General features: G+C 50.9%; 17 protein-coding genes and 1 CRISPR repeat array. Of the genes, 3 read left to right on the forward strand and 14 right to left on the reverse strand.

Features of this window, described 5'->3' with window-relative positions; genetic code table 11:
- Positions 1–983 precede the first annotated feature (983 nt).
- Positions 984–1391: direct repeats of the CRISPR family, unit length 37 nt; unit sequence GTTTCAGTCCCCTAACTTTTCGGGTCTTCAATGTAAC.
- A 450-nt stretch (positions 1392–1841) separates the two neighbouring features.
- The gene (locus EDM60_RS19735) at positions 1842–2609 is read right to left on the reverse strand and encodes a hypothetical protein (protein WP_122965515.1); all 768 of its coding nucleotides are present in this window, start codon (positions 2607–2609) and stop codon (positions 1842–1844) included.
- 275 nt (positions 2610–2884) lie between these two features.
- On the opposite strand from EDM60_RS19735, the gene EDM60_RS19740 reads away from it, so the two are divergent.
- Complete coding sequence (locus EDM60_RS19740) at positions 2885–3460, forward strand: C39 family peptidase (protein WP_122965516.1); 576 nt, start codon at positions 2885–2887, stop codon at positions 3458–3460.
- A gap of 238 nt (positions 3461–3698) precedes the next feature.
- On the opposite strand, the gene EDM60_RS19745 is transcribed toward EDM60_RS19740, so the two are convergent.
- From EDM60_RS19745 to EDM60_RS19760, 4 genes are all read right to left on the reverse strand, one after another.
- Positions 3699–4343, reverse strand: a complete 645-nt coding sequence (locus EDM60_RS19745) for a hypothetical protein (RefSeq protein WP_122965517.1) — start codon at positions 4341–4343, stop codon at positions 3699–3701.
- Between the two features lie 356 nt (positions 4344–4699).
- Positions 4700–4909 (reverse strand): hypothetical protein, encoded by a 210-nt coding sequence (locus EDM60_RS19750; RefSeq protein ID WP_122965518.1) that lies wholly within the window; start codon positions 4907–4909, stop codon positions 4700–4702.
- A gap of 269 nt (positions 4910–5178) precedes the next feature.
- Positions 5179–6663, reverse strand: a complete 1485-nt coding sequence (gene rlmD, locus EDM60_RS19755; RefSeq protein ID WP_122965619.1) for a 23S rRNA (uracil(1939)-C(5))-methyltransferase RlmD — start codon at positions 6661–6663, stop codon at positions 5179–5181.
- Positions 6664–6785: 122 nt separating this feature from the next.
- Positions 6786–7676: a diacylglycerol kinase gene (locus EDM60_RS19760; protein ID WP_122965519.1), complete on the reverse strand. Its 891-nt coding sequence runs from the start codon at positions 7674–7676 to the stop codon at positions 6786–6788.
- 141 nt (positions 7677–7817) lie between these two features.
- Between EDM60_RS19760 and EDM60_RS19765 the strand changes: the two genes are divergently transcribed.
- Positions 7818–8789 (forward strand): ROK family glucokinase, encoded by a 972-nt coding sequence (locus tag EDM60_RS19765; protein ID WP_122965520.1) that lies wholly within the window; start codon positions 7818–7820, stop codon positions 8787–8789.
- 99 nt (positions 8790–8888) lie between these two features.
- Here EDM60_RS19765 and EDM60_RS19770 read toward each other — a convergent pair whose 3' ends face one another.
- The 5 genes from EDM60_RS19770 to EDM60_RS19790 all read right to left on the reverse strand — a co-directional run bounded on the left by EDM60_RS19770 (position 8889) and on the right by EDM60_RS19790 (position 12794).
- Positions 8889–9824, reverse strand: coding sequence for a DMT family transporter (locus EDM60_RS19770; protein ID WP_233454104.1), 936 nt, complete (start codon positions 9822–9824; stop codon positions 8889–8891).
- A gap of 44 nt (positions 9825–9868) precedes the next feature.
- Entirely contained in the window at positions 9869–11053 is a 1185-nt protein-coding gene (locus EDM60_RS19775; RefSeq protein WP_122965521.1) for an ABC transporter permease, read from the reverse strand.
- The gene (locus EDM60_RS19780; protein WP_122965522.1) at positions 11053–11781 is read right to left on the reverse strand and encodes an ABC transporter ATP-binding protein; all 729 of its coding nucleotides are present in this window, start codon (positions 11779–11781) and stop codon (positions 11053–11055) included. Before EDM60_RS19780 ends, EDM60_RS19775 begins: the two co-directional genes overlap by 1 nt.
- A gap of 34 nt (positions 11782–11815) precedes the next feature.
- A complete protein-coding gene (locus tag EDM60_RS19785; protein ID WP_122965523.1) occupies positions 11816–12316 on the reverse strand; it encodes a hypothetical protein in 501 nt (166 codons plus the stop codon).
- A 130-nt stretch (positions 12317–12446) separates the two neighbouring features.
- The gene (locus tag EDM60_RS19790; protein WP_122965524.1) at positions 12447–12794 is read right to left on the reverse strand and encodes a hypothetical protein; all 348 of its coding nucleotides are present in this window, start codon (positions 12792–12794) and stop codon (positions 12447–12449) included.
- 140 nt (positions 12795–12934) lie between these two features.
- Between EDM60_RS19790 and EDM60_RS19795 the strand changes: the two genes are divergently transcribed.
- Positions 12935–14686, forward strand: a complete 1752-nt coding sequence (locus tag EDM60_RS19795; RefSeq protein ID WP_122965525.1) for an RNA polymerase sigma factor — start codon at positions 12935–12937, stop codon at positions 14684–14686.
- A 114-nt stretch (positions 14687–14800) separates the two neighbouring features.
- Here the strand turns inward: EDM60_RS19795 and EDM60_RS19800 are convergent, their stop codons facing one another.
- From EDM60_RS19800 to gatC, 4 genes are all read right to left on the reverse strand, one after another.
- Positions 14801–16450, reverse strand: a complete 1650-nt coding sequence (locus tag EDM60_RS19800) for a YcdB/YcdC domain-containing protein (RefSeq protein WP_122965526.1) — start codon at positions 16448–16450, stop codon at positions 14801–14803.
- Positions 16451–16578: 128 nt separating this feature from the next.
- Complete coding sequence (gene gatB, locus EDM60_RS19805) at positions 16579–18015, reverse strand: Asp-tRNA(Asn)/Glu-tRNA(Gln) amidotransferase subunit GatB (protein WP_122965527.1); 1437 nt, start codon at positions 18013–18015, stop codon at positions 16579–16581.
- Positions 18016–18020: 5 nt separating this feature from the next.
- Positions 18021–19493, reverse strand: coding sequence for an Asp-tRNA(Asn)/Glu-tRNA(Gln) amidotransferase subunit GatA (gatA, locus tag EDM60_RS19810; protein ID WP_122965528.1), 1473 nt, complete (start codon positions 19491–19493; stop codon positions 18021–18023).
- A 33-nt stretch (positions 19494–19526) separates the two neighbouring features.
- Positions 19527–19817, reverse strand: a complete 291-nt coding sequence (gatC, locus tag EDM60_RS19815) for an Asp-tRNA(Asn)/Glu-tRNA(Gln) amidotransferase subunit GatC (RefSeq protein ID WP_122965529.1) — start codon at positions 19815–19817, stop codon at positions 19527–19529.
- Positions 19818–19925: the final 108 nt, after the last annotated feature.

Consider the following 19925-nt stretch of genomic DNA (forward strand, 5'->3'; position numbering starts at 1 on the left):
GATATTGTTACTACAAGCTGCATTCTCAGTAGCTTATTTTCAGACCATTTTGTACAGCTTTCATCGGTTGTCCTCCTTTTTTAACACATGTTTCATCAGCAAAGAACTCCATTGCTGCGTGCTATGAGTTAATATTTTCCTCGGTGAAAAACTGTGGCACTCACTCTCTGCTGCCGAAATTTCTTATGGCCGAGGGCTTAGTTCTTTAGTTATTGATTTCCATTTTATCAAATTATTAAATCCAAATATTTTAATTTCCTATAATGTAAACTTTTGTAATTTAATGTATTGAGAGAGCATTCGAATCTCATGTCTTTTGTTCAATATTGTTTTCTACGTTTGTAAATAGTGTTATCGAGCAAATTAACCACCTTTACTCCACATTCTGAAGGAGTTTTACTTTTGTTTGGATTGCGTTTTTAATGTTTAATCAGTAAATTTACTTTATATCACATGCATAGGAGTGAGGAATGTGATCCATTATCGCCTCACCGCTCCCTCCATGCTTAGCCTGTAACAGCCCAAACATTTCCCTGGGGGCTTTTACAGGCTAAGCTCATCTGCCGGGGGAGCGTGATTTTATATGTTAAAGCCGTACCAATCCAATCGAAATCGAGCTTATTACCGACACCATCGTAAACGAGTTATTAATCGTAGGTTGAGTATCATCAAGCATTATGAGTGGAAAGTAAAAAATGATGATTACGGTCGATTAGCCAAAGGTAAAATTCACTGTTCATGCTGGATGTGTTGTGAAAAAAGTAATCAACTTGGACCCAAAAAATCCGAGAAAGCACATAGCACTTGGCAAATACAACAGCTACACGATTTTGAGATCAAATAGCTCTAAAAATGAAGCATCCTCCAATAGCAGAGGATGCTTCTTGCTGTTTACTGGATGTTATTCGTTGTCGGCAGCTTTGAGGCAGCTTGCTACTACCTCAAGAACAAGGTCGTTCAAAAACTACACATGTTGACTGAGCTTTTCAGGCTCCTAACTTTTCGGGTCTTCAATGTAACCAGGTTGAGTCGTTTTGCGACTCCCACGTTCTTGCCTGTTTCAGTCCCCTAACTTTTCGGGTCTTCAATGTAACCACTGAGAATCAAAAAGCCCACCCCGTCTTCTTGACAGTTTCAGTCCCCTAACTTTTCGGGTCTTCAATGTAACTCTTACTTACTATAAAAAAATAGTCGGTGTCACAAACAGTTTCAGTCCCCTAACTTTTCGGGTCTTCAATGTAACCTCGCCGCACGCGCATTCCCATACGTTATTGGATTTAGTTTCAGTCCCCTAACTTTTCGGGTCTTCAATGTAACCATCGCCGGAGCAGCGCTTGGCTCCGTTGTTGCGCCTGTTTCAGTCCCCTAACTTTTCGGGTCTTCAATGTAACCCGACTTTGACTAACATGCTCAACCCCAGTCACACCAAGGCTTTTTTCATACTCAGTGCCAACAAGAAACCACTCTTTTTTCGAGGATTCATTTTCTGTCAAAAACCACAGCCTATCCTCGAAAATCTGACTTTAACTATCTCTGTCTGTCTATTTTTCCCCGCTAAAGGATAGCCATTCACTCTCATGCCTATAATAAAACATTCCTCCCATTTGATCTATACATTTCTTGGTACTGCCCAATACTAAAAGAGCTATCTAATCGAGAACTAAAGATTGCAATCGCAAAAACAAACAATATCCTCCTGCAACCTGGAAAGCCGGACATTTCAGGACCACTCGCTATCTGGTCCGTTGCAATACAACTGATTATTAAAAGACACGGAAGATCCATTCCGTGTCTTTCTTGTTAACATTCTTTTTTCAATGCCACGGTTGAGAATCAGTGTCTCATGACCTTGATACGTCACCGGACAGCGGTGGAAATCCGGCCCTGCTCCACAACCATAAAGGTGTGTGAACGTCAATCGGAGCCAGCCCGCTACCACGCAGTGCCTTTTCCCATGCTTCCGCAACAAGGTTCCTGTCCTCAGCCGTTCCATCCAGGACGTCCGACGGGCACAGCCCCAATTTTACCGTGGCTTTCATGATGTGCGTGTCGGGAGCAATTGTAATCAGCTCGCGGGATTTCCACTTTACCCCTGTATACGTCTCCATTACGTACAACCAATAATTGAAAATTTTCGGACCGGACAAATACGGAAATTCGCGTTTACGCGTTACTTGCATCATGTCTTTCAAGCTGGCGATGTCAAATTGAACGGATTCTAACATTCCGGCAACGTCACCTTTTAAGGAAGATTGAGTAATTCCGGTTGAGACGCTCTTCCAGATTTCCGGGTGTCGATTAGGCTGCAAGGCTACGCGCTCCTGGAGCAGTGCTTGACGCAGTTCCTCTATGCTACTTTTGGATACTGCATGCGGATTGAATATCCATCTAATCCTTTCATCTTGGTACGCCTGTGCGATTGATTGCCATAGGGTGTATGAGTTTCTTTGGTAGTTTAAGGCCATGCCTAGTGTTAATACGTTGGGCAGATCGTTCTCAGGGACAATGCCGAGGAGCGCATCTTCTGGCATTGTTTCGCCGCCGAGGAGGCCTTGGGAGTGCATTTGGATTAGTAGCTTTACGTTAGCTAGAAAGGATTCGTTTGCCATATTTGCCTCCGTGGAAGGTTCTCACTGATTCATTTTATTTTACTATAGTGGCCTATTTCGGACACGTATCATTACTACGTACACCCACTCAACCTGTGACATGTTTACCAATCACTACTTTAATTTTTTCTGTATTTAATCATGAAGAGTATAAAATAACAAAAAATTCAGCCATAATTAAAATCGGTTGAATATAATTGCATTTTTTGTAATTTGAAGATATTATTATATTAAAAGTAAATTTATTACATAAAAGATAATTAGGAGGAGATTCCATGGCAGTTTCATTGAGATTCAAAAATTTTTTAGCTCTATTTTTGGCCGCTGTTCTTTTGCTTTTACCAAACACTGCTGCATTTGCTGGAAAAAAAGATTACCCAGATCCTCAAATTAAAATCAAACCTGTTTCTCAAGAAAAATCGCAGTGGTGCTGGAGTGCCGTCTCAGTGATGCTTTTGGAGCTCTATGGAAAAAAAATGTCCCAATCAGAATACGCAAAGTTTGTAAATGGAAGCACAGATAACGTTACCATTTTTAAAAGCCAATTCATTGACAAGCTAAATGAAAAAGGTATTTATGGAGACTACAAAGCAACAGCCGCTACTTGGAATGAAATTAAATCATCAATCGACAAAGGCCGACCAGTTGTAGTATTTAAAAAGAAGCAAAAAGGAAATGGACACGTTCTTATCATCAATGGCTATTTCAATAAACCTGGTGATAATACAAACTATGTAATTATGGTCGATCCAAACGGGGGAACTGAAGATTGGTACACGTACGAAGAAGTTGCTAACAATTCGTATAATGTGTGGGAAGCAAGTTGGATTAACGTAAGAAATAAAAAGTAATACATTTTTAAGCAAAGGAGTGAGCGTAATTCATTCCCTTGCTTTTTATTTAAAATTATTTTCTAGCTATTTTCGCTCCTTGTATTAAATCGAAAAAGAAGCGGTACTTTGCCCGCTTCTTTTTCATCCATGCTAATAGTTTTTCCCCACCAACACAGCCGCACTCTCCACATTCGGGAGTGTCGACCCACTTTGTTAATCCGAGCCAATCCCCAAAACCTTTGAAAATCTTCCATCATCAATCATTCAAAGGGCGTAAAAATATTCCCTCTGTGGTACAAATCCTGTGGAGTAGCTGCGTGTATTTTTCATCTTTGGAATACACGGGTAGAGAAAAATCAAAATTTGACCATACACAAATCTTCATATTTTCAAAAATAAACACGGTTGAAACTTTCTCTCTGAGTCCCAGCTCGACTAATATTTCAAAATCATGCAGGTTCGCTAATTTCATACTGTTGCTTCCAGATGCTTTTAGCTGTGAATGAATTTCTTTCGCCCTTATTTTTTGGGTATCACTGTTTATCGTATCTACTACTATCTCCTCGTTTACGCTAGGCAATGCTGTTTCGATCCAAACAGAATTGTACACCCAAAGCTTACGGAGTACCTGCTTAAATTTCTCTTCTTCTCTTAAATATAAAGAAAGCAGGTTTGGATCATCCACAGTCTTGTCGAAAAAAATGTTCACCTTTTCAAAAGCCGATTGATCTTTTATTTGCAATGGGAATCTATCCAGATAAAAGCTATTTTCAGGGAAGCGATCAGCTACAAGATGGCTATGTTCCAGGAGAAAAGTTTCACACATATTATCTGGTTCCAGATCCATAGAAGGAGACCATTTGCTTCCCCATAAACCCTCAACTATCTTAGCAATTTCCACCAAACACCCTCCTTTTTCTTAATCACGAAGGATTTTACCTGTATCATCTAATGTTGCCTTGCGTTTCCCTTTACTATCTCTATGTTTCCATGCACTTCCACCATGCGGTTTATTGCCCCTATCTTTTTGAATTGAATACTCCAACCGTTTTTTTCATTCTCTCTCGTATTTCCATCAACTCTCTTATCAAACTGGCCTAAATCAACACCGTCCCCAGCATCATTTAACAGCCTTTTAGGGATATTAGATAGTCGATTATTCCTTTTGCATACAAATAGTCAAAAGCCTCTACAATTTCGTCAGCCATTGCACTAAATGAAGCTTCAAATGCTGCAACTATTCTATTGAACTTTGGTTCAATATCCTCCCAATAATATTGACAATAGCTCGCCGGCCAGATAGCAGAAGATCGTTGCATCGCGAATAAAGTTTTGATCACCTAAAGCAACTACAAAGTCCAAAATAACGAACGCACCTAGGACGCTAAGCAACACAGGCAAACCACCAAATAAGAATGTACCTGTTGTACTTCCACCTGCAAACGTTACCTTGTAAAATCCCTCCATGTACACCTTCCCCCCCTGCCTCATCAGGCAATAAAAATAGCCCCGAACAGATCGAGGCGCTCAAATTCTTGGTAAAAAAATCCCCCCGGAAATCTCCGGAGGGCTGTTGACGGAACGATCATTTAATTAACCTTTGTGATTTCAAGCTTCACTGCAATATAAAGCGATAATGCAAGCTGTACTAATACCAAATCTGCATTTCGCAAGGTTATCGAATCCCCTGTATTTAGGTTCAATTGAGCAACTATCCTTCGTTTGATTTGATTTCATCAGAAGAATGGATGATTTAATATCGCCCCGAACGTGGTTTCAGCATATCCAAAACCCTTATATACCAACAAAGCCACCGACTCCACATGCCCCGTATGCGGAAACATATCCACCGGCTGCACTTCCCGCACCTCGTACTTCTCCGCCAACACCTTCAAATCCCGTGCCAGCGTGGACGGGTTGCACGACACGTACACCACGCGCTCTGGTTGCATCTCCAAAATCGTCGTCAAAAGCGCCTCGTCGCAGCCCTTGCGTGGCGGGTCGACGACAATTACATCGGCCCGTATTCCTTGCTCTTTCCACGCGGGAATCACGACCTCCGCGGGGCCTGCCTCGAACGTTGCGTTTTCCACACCGTTCAGCTTGGCGTTGCGGTTGGCGTCCTCGATCGCTTCTGGGACGATTTCCACGCCGTAGACATGCTTGGACTTTTGCGCCAAAAAGAGCGAGATCGTTCCGATGCCGCAGTAAGCGTCGATGACCGTTTCGGTTCCTGTCGCTCCGGCGTACTCCAGCGTTTTATTGTACAGCACTTCCGTCTGGGCGGGGTTGACCTGGTAGAACGAGCGCGCCGAGATGGCGAATTTGATCGCTCCGATGTAATCGTAGATGACATCGCTACCCCAGAGCGTTACCGTCTTTTTGCCGAAAATGACGTTGGTCTTGTCCGGGTTGATGTTTTGCACGATGCTCGTTACGCCTGCCACTTCGGTGCGGATCGCTTCCACGAGCTTGTCACGCTGTGGAATCGTCTCCTCGGTCGTCACGAGCACGACCATGACTTCTCCCGTCTTGACCCCGACTTTGACGACCACATGGCGGAGCAAGCCTGAGCCGCGCACTTCGTCGTATGGCTTGATGCCAAGGTCAGTTGCGGCCTTCTTCACCGTTGCGACCGCCTCGTCGTTTTTTTGGTGCTGGATGAGGCATTCGTGCATGTCGATGATGGAGTGGGACTTTTCGGCGTAAAATCCGCCGACCAAGGCGCCGTTTTCCTCACCGATTGGCACTTGGGCCTTGTTGCGGTAACGCCACGGCTCGCTCATGCCGAGTGTCGGATGAACGGTGATTGCTCCGTCTCCCTCCACCTGGAAGCCGCCGATGCGCCGCAGGTTGTCCCGCACGATTTGCTGCTTGTGACGCAGTTGCTCCTCGTATGCCAAGTGCTGCAACGAACAGCCGCCGCAACGGTCGTACAGCGGACAGGGCGGCTGTGAGCGGAATGTGCTCGCTATTGACACTTTGGTCAGTTTGGCGAAGCCGAAGTTCTTTTTGACATGGTCGACGCGCGCATGGACGCGCTCTCCTGCGAGTGCGCCGTCGACGAACAGCGTATATCCTTCAATCCGGCCGACGCCAGCGCCTTCGTGGTTCAGTCCGGTTATCTCCACTTCCACAGTTTGTCCGACACGAACCGGAACGTCCAGCTCTACCTTGGCAGTTTGCTGCGGTCCGCGCCGTCTTTTTGTTGTTTTCGCCACTTTTCTTTTGCTCCTTTTGTCTCGCGCTCTGTCTGCCTCGCCTGTTTTCCGTAGCAAACAGGCAGGGATGCACAGCGAAAGCGGCATCCCTACGGCTTGTTGCTATTCATTTTACTATCTTCCTACGGGACGAACAACTCGATATGACCTGGCAAAGCTTCCACGACACAAGGCAACTGCCCGCCCAGCTCGCCATCCAGGTTGAGCTGGACCACTTCGCCGGATGGCGAGGTCGCTTTGATGTAGTCTGCCTGGAAATACAAAATGTTTGGGTCCCGCAAATGCTCGCCGCGAACCGCCTGTGTAGCGAGGCGAATAAACTCGGCGATGTTCATCTTTTTGACGACGATGACATCCAGCTTGCCGTCTGACAAATCCGCTTCCGGGGCAAGCTTGTCGAAGCCGCCTACCGAGTGGCTGTTGGCAATAAGGAACACCATGATCTCTTCATCCAAAAGCACTTCCTTGCGGCTCTCCAAGCGGACGCGGATCGGGTGCAGGGACGGCAGCTTCTCCAAGCCTTTGACGTAGTACGCCATCTGTCCCATGAGCGTCTTCAGCTTGCTCGGGACTTCGTACGTCAGGTTGGTGAGCGAGCCGCCTCCTGCGATGTTCATGAAGTAGCGATTGTTGATTCGCCCCAGGTCGATGCGCTTTTTCTTGCCCTTGGCGATGATTTCCGTAGCGCGTGTGATCGACTTGGGGATGCCTACCGCTCGGGCAAAATCGTTGCTGGTGCCGCAGGGGATAATTCCAAGGGTTGGGCGAGCTTTTTGCTCTGCCATCCCGTTCACGACTTCGTATATGGTTCCGTCTCCACCAGCAGCCAGGATGACGTCAAAGCCGCGGGCTACCGCTCGGGCAGCCTCTTCGGTCGCGTCATCTTCCCCTCTGGTTGCATGACAGGATGTCTCGTATCCGGCCGACTCCATCAAATCGAGAATATCCGGCAATCGCCGACGCACGATCTCCCGGCCGGAGCTTGGATTATAGATTAATCTGGCTCGTTTCAAGGCAGATCCCTTCTTCCTTCCCTCGCTCGCGGGTGTACTTCCTTCCATCATATCCTGTATAGCCATTTTTGGGAATCGCTATGCGGAATGTAGCGTGATAAGATAGAAAAAGATGGGAAAAAGGAGAGTGGGGGGAAGGTTGTGAAACAAATCATCGTTGGTGTTGATGTGGGCGGAACAGCCATCAAAATGGCGTTGATTACACCGAACGGCGAGCTGGTAGCCAAAATCCAGGAACCGACACCTGTTGCAGAAGGCGAAGACGGCGTTTTGCAAAAAATCGCAGGGATGACCCGCGTCCTTTTGCACGAGCACGGCTATAGCCTGGAACAGGCGAGCGGAATCGGGGTCGGCATCCCCGGACCGATCGACGCGAAAAACGGCATCGTGATGCAGGCGGTCAACTTGCACTGGACCAAGCCGGTTTTGCTGAAACAAAAGCTGGAAGCACTTACAGGGCGTCCCGTCGAAGTTGACAACGATGCCAACGCGGCAGCACTGGGCGAAATGTGGCAAGGGGCCGGGCAAGGCGCACAAGACCTCGTGCTGATTACGATTGGAACGGGCGTCGGCGGCGGTGTCATTTTGAACGGAAATGTAATTCACGGCATGAACGGGGTCGGCGGCGAGATTGGACACATTACGATGGCCCCTACTGGCGGAGCACCTTGCAATTGCGGGAAAACAGGCTGCCTGGAAACGTTCACTTCTGCCACGGCCATTATTCGCGAAGGGCATCTGGCCGCAACGAACGGAACAAGCCCGCGCCTCGCCCGCGTACTTGCCGAGACAGGCAAGATCGGGGCAAAAGACGTATTCGACGCAGCTATAGCAGGCGACGCAGCCTCACTCGCCATCGCCGATCAGGTGGCGCTCTATCTGGGGCTTGCGCTGTCCCACCTGGCTATCGTGCTGAACCCGGTCAAGTTTGTGATTGGGGGCGGCGTAGCGGCAGCAGGAGACTTCCTCTTTTCGCGCATCCGCGATTCGTTTACCCGATTTGTTCCCTTCACCTACGTCGTAGAATCCACACAAATTTTGCCTGCCACTCTTGGCAACGACGCTGGCGTGTACGGCGCTGGCTGGCTGATCCGCTCCCGGATGGAAGCCTAGTTTGTTTGTTACCTTTCCCTAAAAAAGAACAGCGCTCCTGTCCGCAGCGTATGTGCCGCGCAGGAGCGCTGTTTTATTTTTGGAGGCAGGCAAGCGGCTTTACGTATTCACGCCTTCCTGGACCTGCTGAACCTGACTGGACTTCGCATCATTCCCCGCCACGATCAGGGCCGCTCCCGCCAGCACAGCACCTCCGCCGAGCAGTTGCAGCATGCTGAACGCCTCGCCGAACAACAGAGCCGAAAAGAAAAAGGTCACGACCGGCTCAAATGTGCTGAGCACGGAAGCTTTTGTCGAACTGATCAGTTGAAGGCCGCGGAAGAAAAAGCTGATCGCCATCACCGTAGAAAAAACGACGATGCCGCCCAAAGCCCACCAGCCAGTTGGCGCAAAAGCCAGATCGACGCCGCCATCCTTTTGCGCGATCAAAAAGGTCGACACGGCTGCAAACAACGAGATGTACCCCGAGGTCACATATGGCGACAATCCTTTGACGATCCGATTGCCCACGATGATGTACACCGAGTAGAACAGCGCTGCCGCAAGCGCGAGCAAGACGCCGAGCATTTTAACCCCGCCAAACGATAGCCCAAGCACCAGTCCAAGCCCCACCAGAGACAGCAGCATGGCAAAAACGGTCTTGCGCGTCAGCGGCTCTTTATCCACAAAATAACTCAATACAGCTACAAACACGGGGAACGTATAAAGCAACAGCGCTGCCATCGAGGTCGGGATGTGCTGAACCGCCGAGAAAAAACTGAGCGATTGCAGCGTATACAACACCCCGCCCAAACAAAACAGGGCAAGCACCTGGCGCCGATTCAGCCGCAGCGACTCTTTACGCAAGGCAAGCAAGCCAAAAAACAGCCCTGCGGCGAACAAAAAGCGCAAAAACAAAAGCGTGGAAACCGAAACTCCGGCTCCGTAGGCGTAGACGGCAAAAATGGACATCACGCCAAACCCCGCAGCCGAGGCCAAAATATACAGCACTCCCAGATACAGCGGCTTCACAACCATTTCACCAGCTTTCTTCAAATGGCAGCGACACATGAAAAAAACAGACAGTCAGTATCCTCCGATCAGTTTTTTAATCCCGCTCCCTCTCTGCGAAACAGCCGTGATGCGAAAGCAATCGTAATCGCTACGTACACAAGCGAAGAACCGATGCCAAGCAGGGCATGCAGCGGATCGACCTTGCCGTAAAACACTTCCTTGCAAAGCGCCACGCCGTTGAAGACGGGCAACACGTAATAATGCTCGGCGATGTCCACCGGACTTTGCGGCATCAGCATGTACGACGGCACCATCGCCAGAAAGATCACGGCGCTCATATACGTCTGCCCTTCTTTGAACGACTTGGCAATCGTGCTGAGCATCAGCTCCAGTCCGGCAAAAGTCGCCGCCATAAGCAAAATCACCACGATCAGCACCAACAGAGTGGCTGGCGACAAAAACGCGAAGGAAAAGGCAGCATTGTCTCCCCCACCGAGCGGCCCCATGCTGAACACGAGCGATACGGAAATGAGTGAAGCAATCGCGCTCAACATGCTCATCATCATTACAGCCACAAGCTTTGCCGTGAGAATATGGTTGGCCGCGATTGGCGCAGTCAGGAGCGATTCCATTGTCCCGCGCTCTTTTTCGCCCGCAACGAGGTCGTTAGCCGCAGCGATCCCTCCCGAAGCGAGAGAAACCACGAGCATTAACGGGATAAAGCCTGCCAGCATCCCGCCCGACTTTCTTTCTTCTGTCGCGACGTTCTGGAAATCAGCGGCGATCGGCTGAATCGCTGCTTCGGACATGCCTGCTTGCTGCAAACGCTTCGCCACGATTTCTTTGCTGTATGCCTCCACCGTTTGCTTGATCAGATCGCGTGCGTAGACCGACTTCGTATTGGTCGAGTCAAAAGCGACGAGCAGCTTGGCGGTGTTCCCTGCCTTGATTTCCTCGTCGAACCGCTCCGGGATCGTGATGATCGCGCGGAGCTGTCCCGCTTGCAGCGCTTGCTCGGGATCAGCAGACTCGATCAGGCGCACGCCCGGATTTTTTGCCAGCATGTCAATCAGCGGGGAGGAGCCGTGAATCGCCAGCGGCACGTACTCGCGCGCTTCTTTTTCTACATTGCTGTAGGAATTGCCCAGCAGAAAAAACACAAACGGGATGATGACCAGCGGCACAAGAAAAGTCCCGATCCACGCTTTTCTGTCCCGAAACAAATCCAGCAGCTCTTTTTTCAAGACAGTCCAGATGATTTGCCAGCCCATCACAGCTCGCCCCCTTCCACGACTGCCATGAAGATATCGTCCAAATCGTCCGTTCCGTACTGCTTGCGCAATGCGGCCAAATCCCCGGAGAAGCGCAGCTTGCCTTTGTGCATCAACGCGATCCGTTTGCACAGCTTGCTGATCTCGCCCATGTTGTGGCTGGAAAAGAGGATCGTTTTTCCTTCCTCTTGCAGCCTGGTCACCATCCGGCGAAAAATCGTGGCGGCTGTCACGTCAAGCCCGGTTGTCGGTTCATCCAGCAAAATGACGTCCGGATCGTGGACAAGCGTGCGGGCAATCGCCACTTTTTGCTTCATTCCCCGGGAAAAGGCCCCGACACGCCTGTCGATGAACGTTTCCATGTCCAGCATGCGGCTTAAATTGTCAATCCTCTCTTGCACCCGTGAGGAAGTCAGTCCGTATAAATTGCCGAAGTAAGCGATATTTTCCCGCGCCGTCAAACGACTGTACAGCCCGACTTCTCCGCCAAACAAAATGCCGATCCTGCGGCGCACCTCCAGTGGTTGTTCCCGCACCGAGAAGCCGCTGATCTCGATATCTCCGGTGGTCGGCGTGAGAATGGTCGCCATCATGCGCATCGTCGTCGTCTTGCCGGCTCCGTTCTCGCCCAACAGCCCGTACACTTCGCCCTCTTCCACGCGAAACGTCAGATCGCGGACCGCTGTGACCGTCCCAAACTGTTTGCTTGCGCCTTTTACCTCTATCAAGGGCAGTCCTCCTCTCCCTCGCTTTTCTTTGTTGTCAAAATTGTACCTTGAGCAAATAGGCAGCTCTTTTTTCCCCGGCAAATGTCACCTGTACGACTCCCGTACGACCTTGGAGCACCCGCGGTATTTTCGCGGCGATATGGAATTTGCGTTGCTTCGCATCAACGCGGGCTGTAGACACTGTGCCCGGCGGCAAGTATATGCGGTCACCGTCCAGCGAATAAAACATGAGCGTGACTTCCCCCGAGTCGCCGTGCGCCTCTCCGGAAAATACAATCGTCTGGACGTCTCCCGCGCCTCCCGATACGCGCGTCAGATCAAACAGCGGATGACGCAACGAAGCCAGCTCTTGACCGCCGCGCCAGTTCTGCAAAAAGGCGTCGAACTCCTGGACGGCAGTAGCTGCAGACCATGCTCCTGCTTGCGGCATTTGCGCTACTGGCAAATCGGGCAAACCGGGCAGACCAGAGAAATCGGACAAACCGGACGAATGGGCAGAAACCATAAGAACAAGCGTCATCCAAAAAGAAAACATGCTAATCAGCTCCAATAAATGGTTGTCCTTAGCATGCCCTCTCAAAAGTTTGGCATATGTGCCGATTATCCGATCTGAATGTTTCGACTTTTAGGCGTTTGGCCCTCAATCCGCCAGAGACTGCCGACACTCAGTTCAAAGCACTCGCGTAGCGATCTTTCCAAGCCGCCAAGGAAAAGCCTGCAAACAAGGAAACAAAGCTCTCGGTATCGTTGATGTAGTGGCGGGTTTCTCTTTGCTCAGGGTTCTTTTCCACAAAAAGCGGCGCTACCAGATGCATGACTGGCACGCCTTCCGTCTCCTCGTCGTAAATCCCCCGCTCGGCCAGCACTTTGCCGAAATAGCGACAGTATGTAACGGTTACGGTTTTTTGCTGGTTATTGGCTTCCCATGTCGCAATCGAACGGTCAAATGTATCGGATGGCGAACCGCCTTTGCCGGGCGCCACGCTTTCTCCCGTGACAGAAATCAGCTTCATGTCCTTTTCTTCCCCCTTTTGCTTCGTGTATGTTCATTATAGGATAGAGAGGAATTTCTTACAAATCCGCCACCTTTGTCAGAAAACCCGGCGCTCGGGAGTCTATACGGTAAGTCAACTAACAACGAGGAGAAATTGGGATGGATCATTTGGTTATCAAGCCTGCCAGTCAAGCGGAAGAGCAACAGGAACAGGACGAGATTTTGGTGGAAAGGGCAAAAGCCGGGGATCAGGAAGCGTTTGGCGAGCTGGTGAGGCGGCATCGGGCAAAAGTATACGGCTATGCCCGCTCGTATACCCAGGAAGCTTTTCTTGCCGAAGACATCGTCCAGGACGCGCTGATTCGCGCCTTTCTTCATCTGGGTACGCTGGTCGACAGCCGCCGTTTTCTGCCCTGGCTGCACCGGATTGTGCGCAATCAAGCGTACACGCGCCTGAAAAAAGGGCCGCAGACAAAAGAGCAGGTCTTTTCCGGCCTGACGAGACAGCCGAGCGAGCTTGAAGCTACTGATTGGGAAGATCTCGACAGTATTTTGCACAGGCTTGGCCGCAACTGGTCAGCCTCGGTCGAAAACAACGGCAACCCCGAAGAGCTATTGGTGCGCCGTGAACTGTTTGAGACGATCAAAAGCTTGCTGCACTGCCTCAATCCGCGGGAGCGCCGAATTGTCGAATCGCACTTTTTTGACCATCTCGCGCCCCACGAGATCGCGCATCTGTTCGAAATGACGCAGGCCAATGTCTACCAAGTGCTGTCCCGTTCTCGCAAAAAGCTCATGCAGGAAAGGATTCGTGTCGTGGTTGACCAATACGTGAAGACGCGAAAGGATGCGGGAATCATGAAACAAGCTGTATTGAGAAAACCGGAGGCAATGAAGCAGCCGACCTGGATTACATGTGGAGCGGCGTTGTACGGATTAGTGGAGTTTACGGAGCGCAAGCTGTCTTTGCCAGCCGTTATCGGATTAAGCGGCCACGCTTTTCGCCTGACTGTCGTTCCAAAAAACATTCATATTGCGGGACCGACCATGTTTGATTTTCAATCCGTACTGGAAGAAGGGCTGCGCAACATGGGCTTTGTGCCACGCTCCGTCTGCCAGGGACAACTGGACGGTACGCCGGGGCCGAACGCCACTTTCGTGAATCCGACATTGCTCAGCTCAGCGGCACGAGAAAAGCGGCAACTTCCCGCTCTTTTGCCGCAAGCAATCGAGTTGATTCACAGCTCGCTTGACAAAGGCTGCCCCGTGCTCGCCTGGGACTTGTTCATGCCGGAGTTTGCGCTGATTTACGGCTACGAGGATGCAAGCAAACTGCTGCATGCTGGCGACAACTGCAACAATGACGCCAAGATCCCATATGAGCATCTGGGACGCGGACTGATTGAGGAGCTGTTTGTGCTCGCAATCGAGAGCACGCTTCCGATCGACCAGCGCACCATGCTGGCAAACGCCATCGCAACGGCGCTCAAGCATTACCGCACTCAGGAAGGGCCAAGTGATCGCTACGTGAACGGCTTGGCTGCCTATCCGGTTTGGAAGGAAGCTTTTGAAAAAGGAAGCGTGGAACCAAACGGAAACGCCTACACCTTGGCTGTCGTACACGATGCACGAAACAACGCCTCCCGCTTCTTTGCGGAAGTTGCCGATGCATGGACAGACGAATCGCTGGATGGGGTGCGCCCGCAGCTTAAAGAAGCGGCAGCGCTCTATCGGACAATTGCCGAAGACTTTAACAAGCTTGTCCAGCTGTTCCCTTTCCCGAGTGGCGGTGAACCAAATGAGCCAGCAACGGCACAGCAAGCGATTCAGCTTTTGTCGGTCATTGAAAGCAATGAGGGTCTGGCCGTCAGCTTGCTGGAAAAAATCCACGCGGCGCTCACTGCGAATTAAGAGAGCTGCGAGTATCTGTGCAGTTTGCTTGCTCCATAGTTGAGTTGCATTGCGCAAAATAAAAAACGCGGGCATGTAAAATGTCCGCGTCTTTCTTTTGAACAAAATCGGCTGTTATTCCTCGTCTTCGATCCACTCGATCGAGCCTTTGGCCGCATCTACATATGGCCAGCCTTTGCTGTTGTCAACCGTGTAGACGAGAGACAGGGATGGAGCCGGGATGCCGTAGAAGTTGGTCCACAAATAAGATTGCTTTAGCGGCAGTTGTTTCGCGATGATTTCAGCCGCCTGCTGTTCGCTCACCGCTGGCTTTTCATCCGGAAAATCGACCTTTTTCATCGGCAGCGTAGTGGAGTATTGGGCAACCTTGCCATCCTCGCTGTTCACCAAAATCCAATGGTAGCGATCCAGGATCGGCAAGCCTTTGTGCATTTCACTGAACAAGAAGGCGTAATACAGACCTGGCTCCGGCTCCGGTTCTTCTCCATCCAGCAGTTCCAGCATCCAGTCCGCCAAAGGTGCCTCTTTGTATGGTTCGAGTATCTCAACCTGCAAGGAAGCTGAGCTTTCCGGCGCTACCTGCTCCAGGAAGCCAACCGCTTTTGTCAGCGCCTCTTCCTTTTTCAAAGGAGCCGGCTTTTGCTCCGACCATGCAAAAAACTGGCTGGCAATCAAAATGCCCGTCTCATTTTCAAACGTTACGGACGCGTAATCTTGATCTTCATTAAACCACGTATACGTATGATCGTAATCCCCCGCGACTTCCTCTGGGTAGATGTACTCTTTTTTCGTATCGATTCCGAACAGGCTGATTACTGCCTTTTCTGCTTCGGCCTTGCTTTTGGCCGTGAGCGATTTGGCCGGAAGCGCAAGTGTGATGTTTTTGATCGTTGCCTTGCTGCGCTTGCCTTGGTCGATTGTAGTTCCACGCGTCGGATCAATCTGTGTTCCCGTTGTCGCGTCAATCATCGGCGAAACTCGCAATGTGTATTGCAGGCCGGGCTTGCCGTCTTTCCCTTCCTGCATGTATCCGAGATCCAATCGGTCAGGGATGAAATATTGCTTTTTGACCGCCTCTGGCGTCAGCGCGGATTTCGGATCGGGAACTTTAATCCCCGTCAAATCCAGACGGTACACATTCAGTGCTACAAGATGGCCCGCTTCATCCGTATTGACTTCGATTCCGTATTTGCCTTCGTTTACTTGCAACCCGTTCACCAGAAACGGATAGAAGACTCTGTTCCGCGTGCCTCCCGCTTCCACTTGCTCCGCTTCCTCACTATCAGGCACTAACACGGACAACACCGGAGAGCCAAGCCCTTTCAACTTTTCTTCTCCCAGCAGGGTGACTAGCGACGTCATCGCTTTTTGCAAAATTTCCTTGTCAGACGGCACGGCGCTGTCTTTTTCCGTTTTCGCTGTCACCGAAGATTCAAAGCTGATCAATTCACCTGTCTTGCTGTCAAAAGTCAGGCTGGCACTGACGTTCGTATTTTTCGGATCGTACATGTCCAAATACACATAGCCTTGATCGGCATCAAGCACATCGATTTCGCGCTCGGTCATGGCCTTCACCCACGGCTCCAGCTGCTCCAAAGCCGTTACTATTTTTTGCGCTTGCGCAGGCAGCTTTGCTTCGACTTTCGCAGCAGTCGCGCTTGCTGAGCTAGACCCGGGACTTGCCGCCAATGCCGTTCCTCCCATTCCTGCAAACACCATCGTTGCAGACAAAGCAACAGCTGCTCCTTGCCATTTCCGTTTCATCGATGCTCCCCCATCCTATCATCTACTTACCATCTATATTACCTTGTATGGGACATTTTGGAATGCGACTTTTTACATAGAAAAAGCAGCACGCTCCCTTTTTCGGGTTCGTGCTGCTGCTTTTATCCTTAGAGGCTGCTCAATACTTCCTGGATCAGCTTGTTGACCATCGGCGGGTTCGCTTTGCCTTTGGTTTGCTTCATCACTTGACCCACGAAGAACGCTGCCGCTTTTTCGTTTCCGGCCTTGTAGTCGGCCACGGCTTGCGGATTGGAGTTGACGGCATCGACGACGATTTGACGCAGGGCGCCCTCGTCACTGATTTGCACCAGTCCTTTTTCCTCGACGATCTTCTTGGGCTCTTTGCCTGTCTCCACCATCTCTTTGAAGACGGTTTTGGCGATTTTCGAAGAGATGGTTCCGTCTGCAATCAGCTTGATCATGTCGCCCAAGCCTTGCGCTGTCATTTTCACGTCGGCAAACGCCAGGTTGTTCGCATTGAGATGTGCCAGCAAATCAACCATCAGCCAGTTGGCTACAGCTTTGGCGTCCGCTCCTGTTTTCACAGTTTCGTCGAAGAAATCCGCTGTCTCCTTGGAGATCGTGATGACTTCCGCGTCCGCTTGCGACAGGCCGTATTCGTTCACATAGCGAGCCTTGCGGGCATCCGGCAATTCCGGAATGGTCGCGCGCACGGCCTCGATCCACTCTTCGGAAATTTGCATGCGCACCAAATCAGGGTCCGGGAAGTAACGGTAGTCGTGCGCTTCCTCTTTGGAACGCATCGTAATCGTCTTTTTATTCGCCTCATCCCAACGGCGTGTCTCCTGCACGATCGTGCCGCCGGAAGAAACAACCTCCGTCTGACGCAGCACCTCGTACTCCAGACCCATCTGCACGTTGCGGAAAGAGTTCATGTTTTTCAGTTCTGTCTTCGTTCCGAACGCTTCTTGCCCGTACGGACGAATCGAGACGTTGGCATCGCAACGCAGCGAGCCTTGCTCCATGCGCACATCGGACACTTCTGTGTACTGGATGATCGCTTTCAGCTTCTCCAGGTAGGCGCGAGCTTCTTCCGGCGTGCGAATGTCCGGCTCGGAGACGATCTCCACGAGCGGAACACCTACGCGGTTGAAGTCGACCAGCGATTCTCCCCCGAAGTCACTGTGCGTCAGCTTGCCCGCGTCTTCCTCCAGATGGAGGCGCGTGATGCCGATGCGCTTCGTTTCTCCGTTGACCTCGATGTCGATCCAGCCATTGTAGCCGATCGGCTGGTCGTACTGGGAGATTTGGTACGCTTTTGGAGAATCCGGGTAAAAGTAGTTTTTCCGGTCGAACTTCGTCTCGCGGGAAATCTCGCAGTTGAGCGCAAGCGCCGCTTTCATCGCGAACTCCACCGCTTGCTTGTTCGTTACGGGAAGAACGCCCGGATGTCCCAAACAAATCGGGCATGTATGTGTATTCGGCGGCGCGCCGAACTCAGTCGGGCAGCCGCAAAAAATTTTACTGTTGGTCGACAGCTCGGCGTGGACTTCCAGGCCGATGACGGTTTCGTACTTGCTCATGCCTTTTACCCCCTCACCCATTCCGGCTTGCGCTGGCTGTAGCCTGCTGCCTGCTCATAAGCATGTGCTACGCGCAAGACAGTGGATTCGTCAAACGCACGACCCACGATCTGCAAGCCGATCGGCAGACCGTTTTGGGAAAAGCCGCACGGTACGCTGATCGCTGGCAGTCCAGCCAGGTTGACAGGTACGGTGCAAATGTCTTCCAGGTACATTTTGACCGGATCGTTGGCGTTTTCGCCGATTTTGAAAGCCGTGGACGGCGTCGTCGGATGCAAAATCACATCGAAATCGGCAAAAATGTTGGTAAAGTCCTGGATGATCAGCGTGCGAACTTGCTGCGCTTTTTTGTAGTACGCGTCATAGTAGCCGGACGAAAGCGCATAAGTACCGAGCATGATGCGGCGTTTTACTTCCGGACCGAATCCTTGGCTGCGGGATTCTTTGTACAGCTCAATCAAGTTGGACGCATTGTCTGCGCGCACACCGTAGCGTACGCCGTCAAAACGGGCCAGGTTGGACGATGCCTCCGAAGAGGACAGCAAGTAATAGGCTGGAACCGCGTATTCGGTATGCGGCATGGAAACTTCGCTCCATGTTGCGCCCAAGCTTTCCAACTGTTTCAGAGCAGCAAGCACAGCCTCGCGCACCTCTGTGTCGATGCCTTCCCCGATCAGCTCTTTTGGCACCCCGATGCGCAAACCTTTTACATCGCCAGTGAGCGCGGAGAGATAGTTCGGCACTTCTACATTTGCAGAAGTGGAGTCGAACTCATCGTGTCCGGCAATCGCTTGCAGCACGTATGCCGCATCCTCCACGTTTTTCGTAACCGGGCCGATCTGGTCGAGCGAAGACGCAAATGCGACCAAACCGAAGCGGGATACGCGCCCGTAAGTAGGCTTCAAGCCGACAACGCCGCAAAAAGCAGCCGGCTGGCGAATCGAGCCGCCCGTATCCGATCCGAGCGTAAAGTAGAAGTGACGGGCAGCCATCGCCGCAGCAGAACCGCCGGACGAGCCGCCTGGCACGTAATCGGTGTTCCACGGGTTTTTCGCCGGGAAGAAGCCGGAGTTTTCATTGGAGCCGCCCATGGCGAACTCGTCCATGTTCAGCTTCGCCACGATCACAGCATCCGCTTCCTTCACTTTTTTGGAAGCCGTTCCGTCATGCACAGGATCGTAGTTCGCCAAAAATTTGCTGGCGCAAGTGGTGCGGATGTCTTTGGTGATCAGGTTGTCTTTCAGACCCGCCGGCATCCCGAAAAGCAGGCCCAACTCCTCCTTTTCCTTCACCAGACGCTCGTCCAGCTGGCGAGCATGGGCAAGCGCTCCCTCCTCATCCACATGCAGGACGGATTTGATCTTGTCATCGTGCTCCTTGATGCTTGCGATGGAAGCCTGCACCAGATCCGTTACCGAAAGCTCTTTTGCGCGCAGAGCGCTATGTATTTCCGACAATCGCTTGTCAAACAGCGACACAGTGGGTTCCTCCCTTCTCGTTCTCCTGACCCGTTATTCGAATACAGCAGGCACCTTGAACTGCCCGTCTTCGTGGTCCGGTGCGTTTTTCAGCACTTCTTCGCGCGGCAGGGACGGTCTGTTGACGTCCTCGCGCATCACGTTTTTCACGTCTGTAGCGTGGCTGGTCGGCTCGACATTGGATGTATCCAGTTCGTTGAGCTTCGCCGCAAACTCCAAAATCGCGTTCAGGTCTTTTGTGTATTGCAGAGCCTCGTCTTCCGTCAGCTGCAAACGGGCCAGATTGGCAACATGCTCTACTTCTTTGCGAGTGATGGCACTCATCTCTTCCACCTCCGAATCGTATCACATAACTTTGATCTTACTTGAAAACAGCGGGTTCAGTCAATTTTCGCGGGGATTGGGCTTTGGAGAAATATTTTTTGTCGAAAA

The organism is Brevibacillus parabrevis (genome assembly GCF_003710905.1).
In the GTDB taxonomy this organism is placed as follows: domain Bacteria; phylum Bacillota; class Bacilli; order Brevibacillales; family Brevibacillaceae; genus Brevibacillus; species Brevibacillus parabrevis.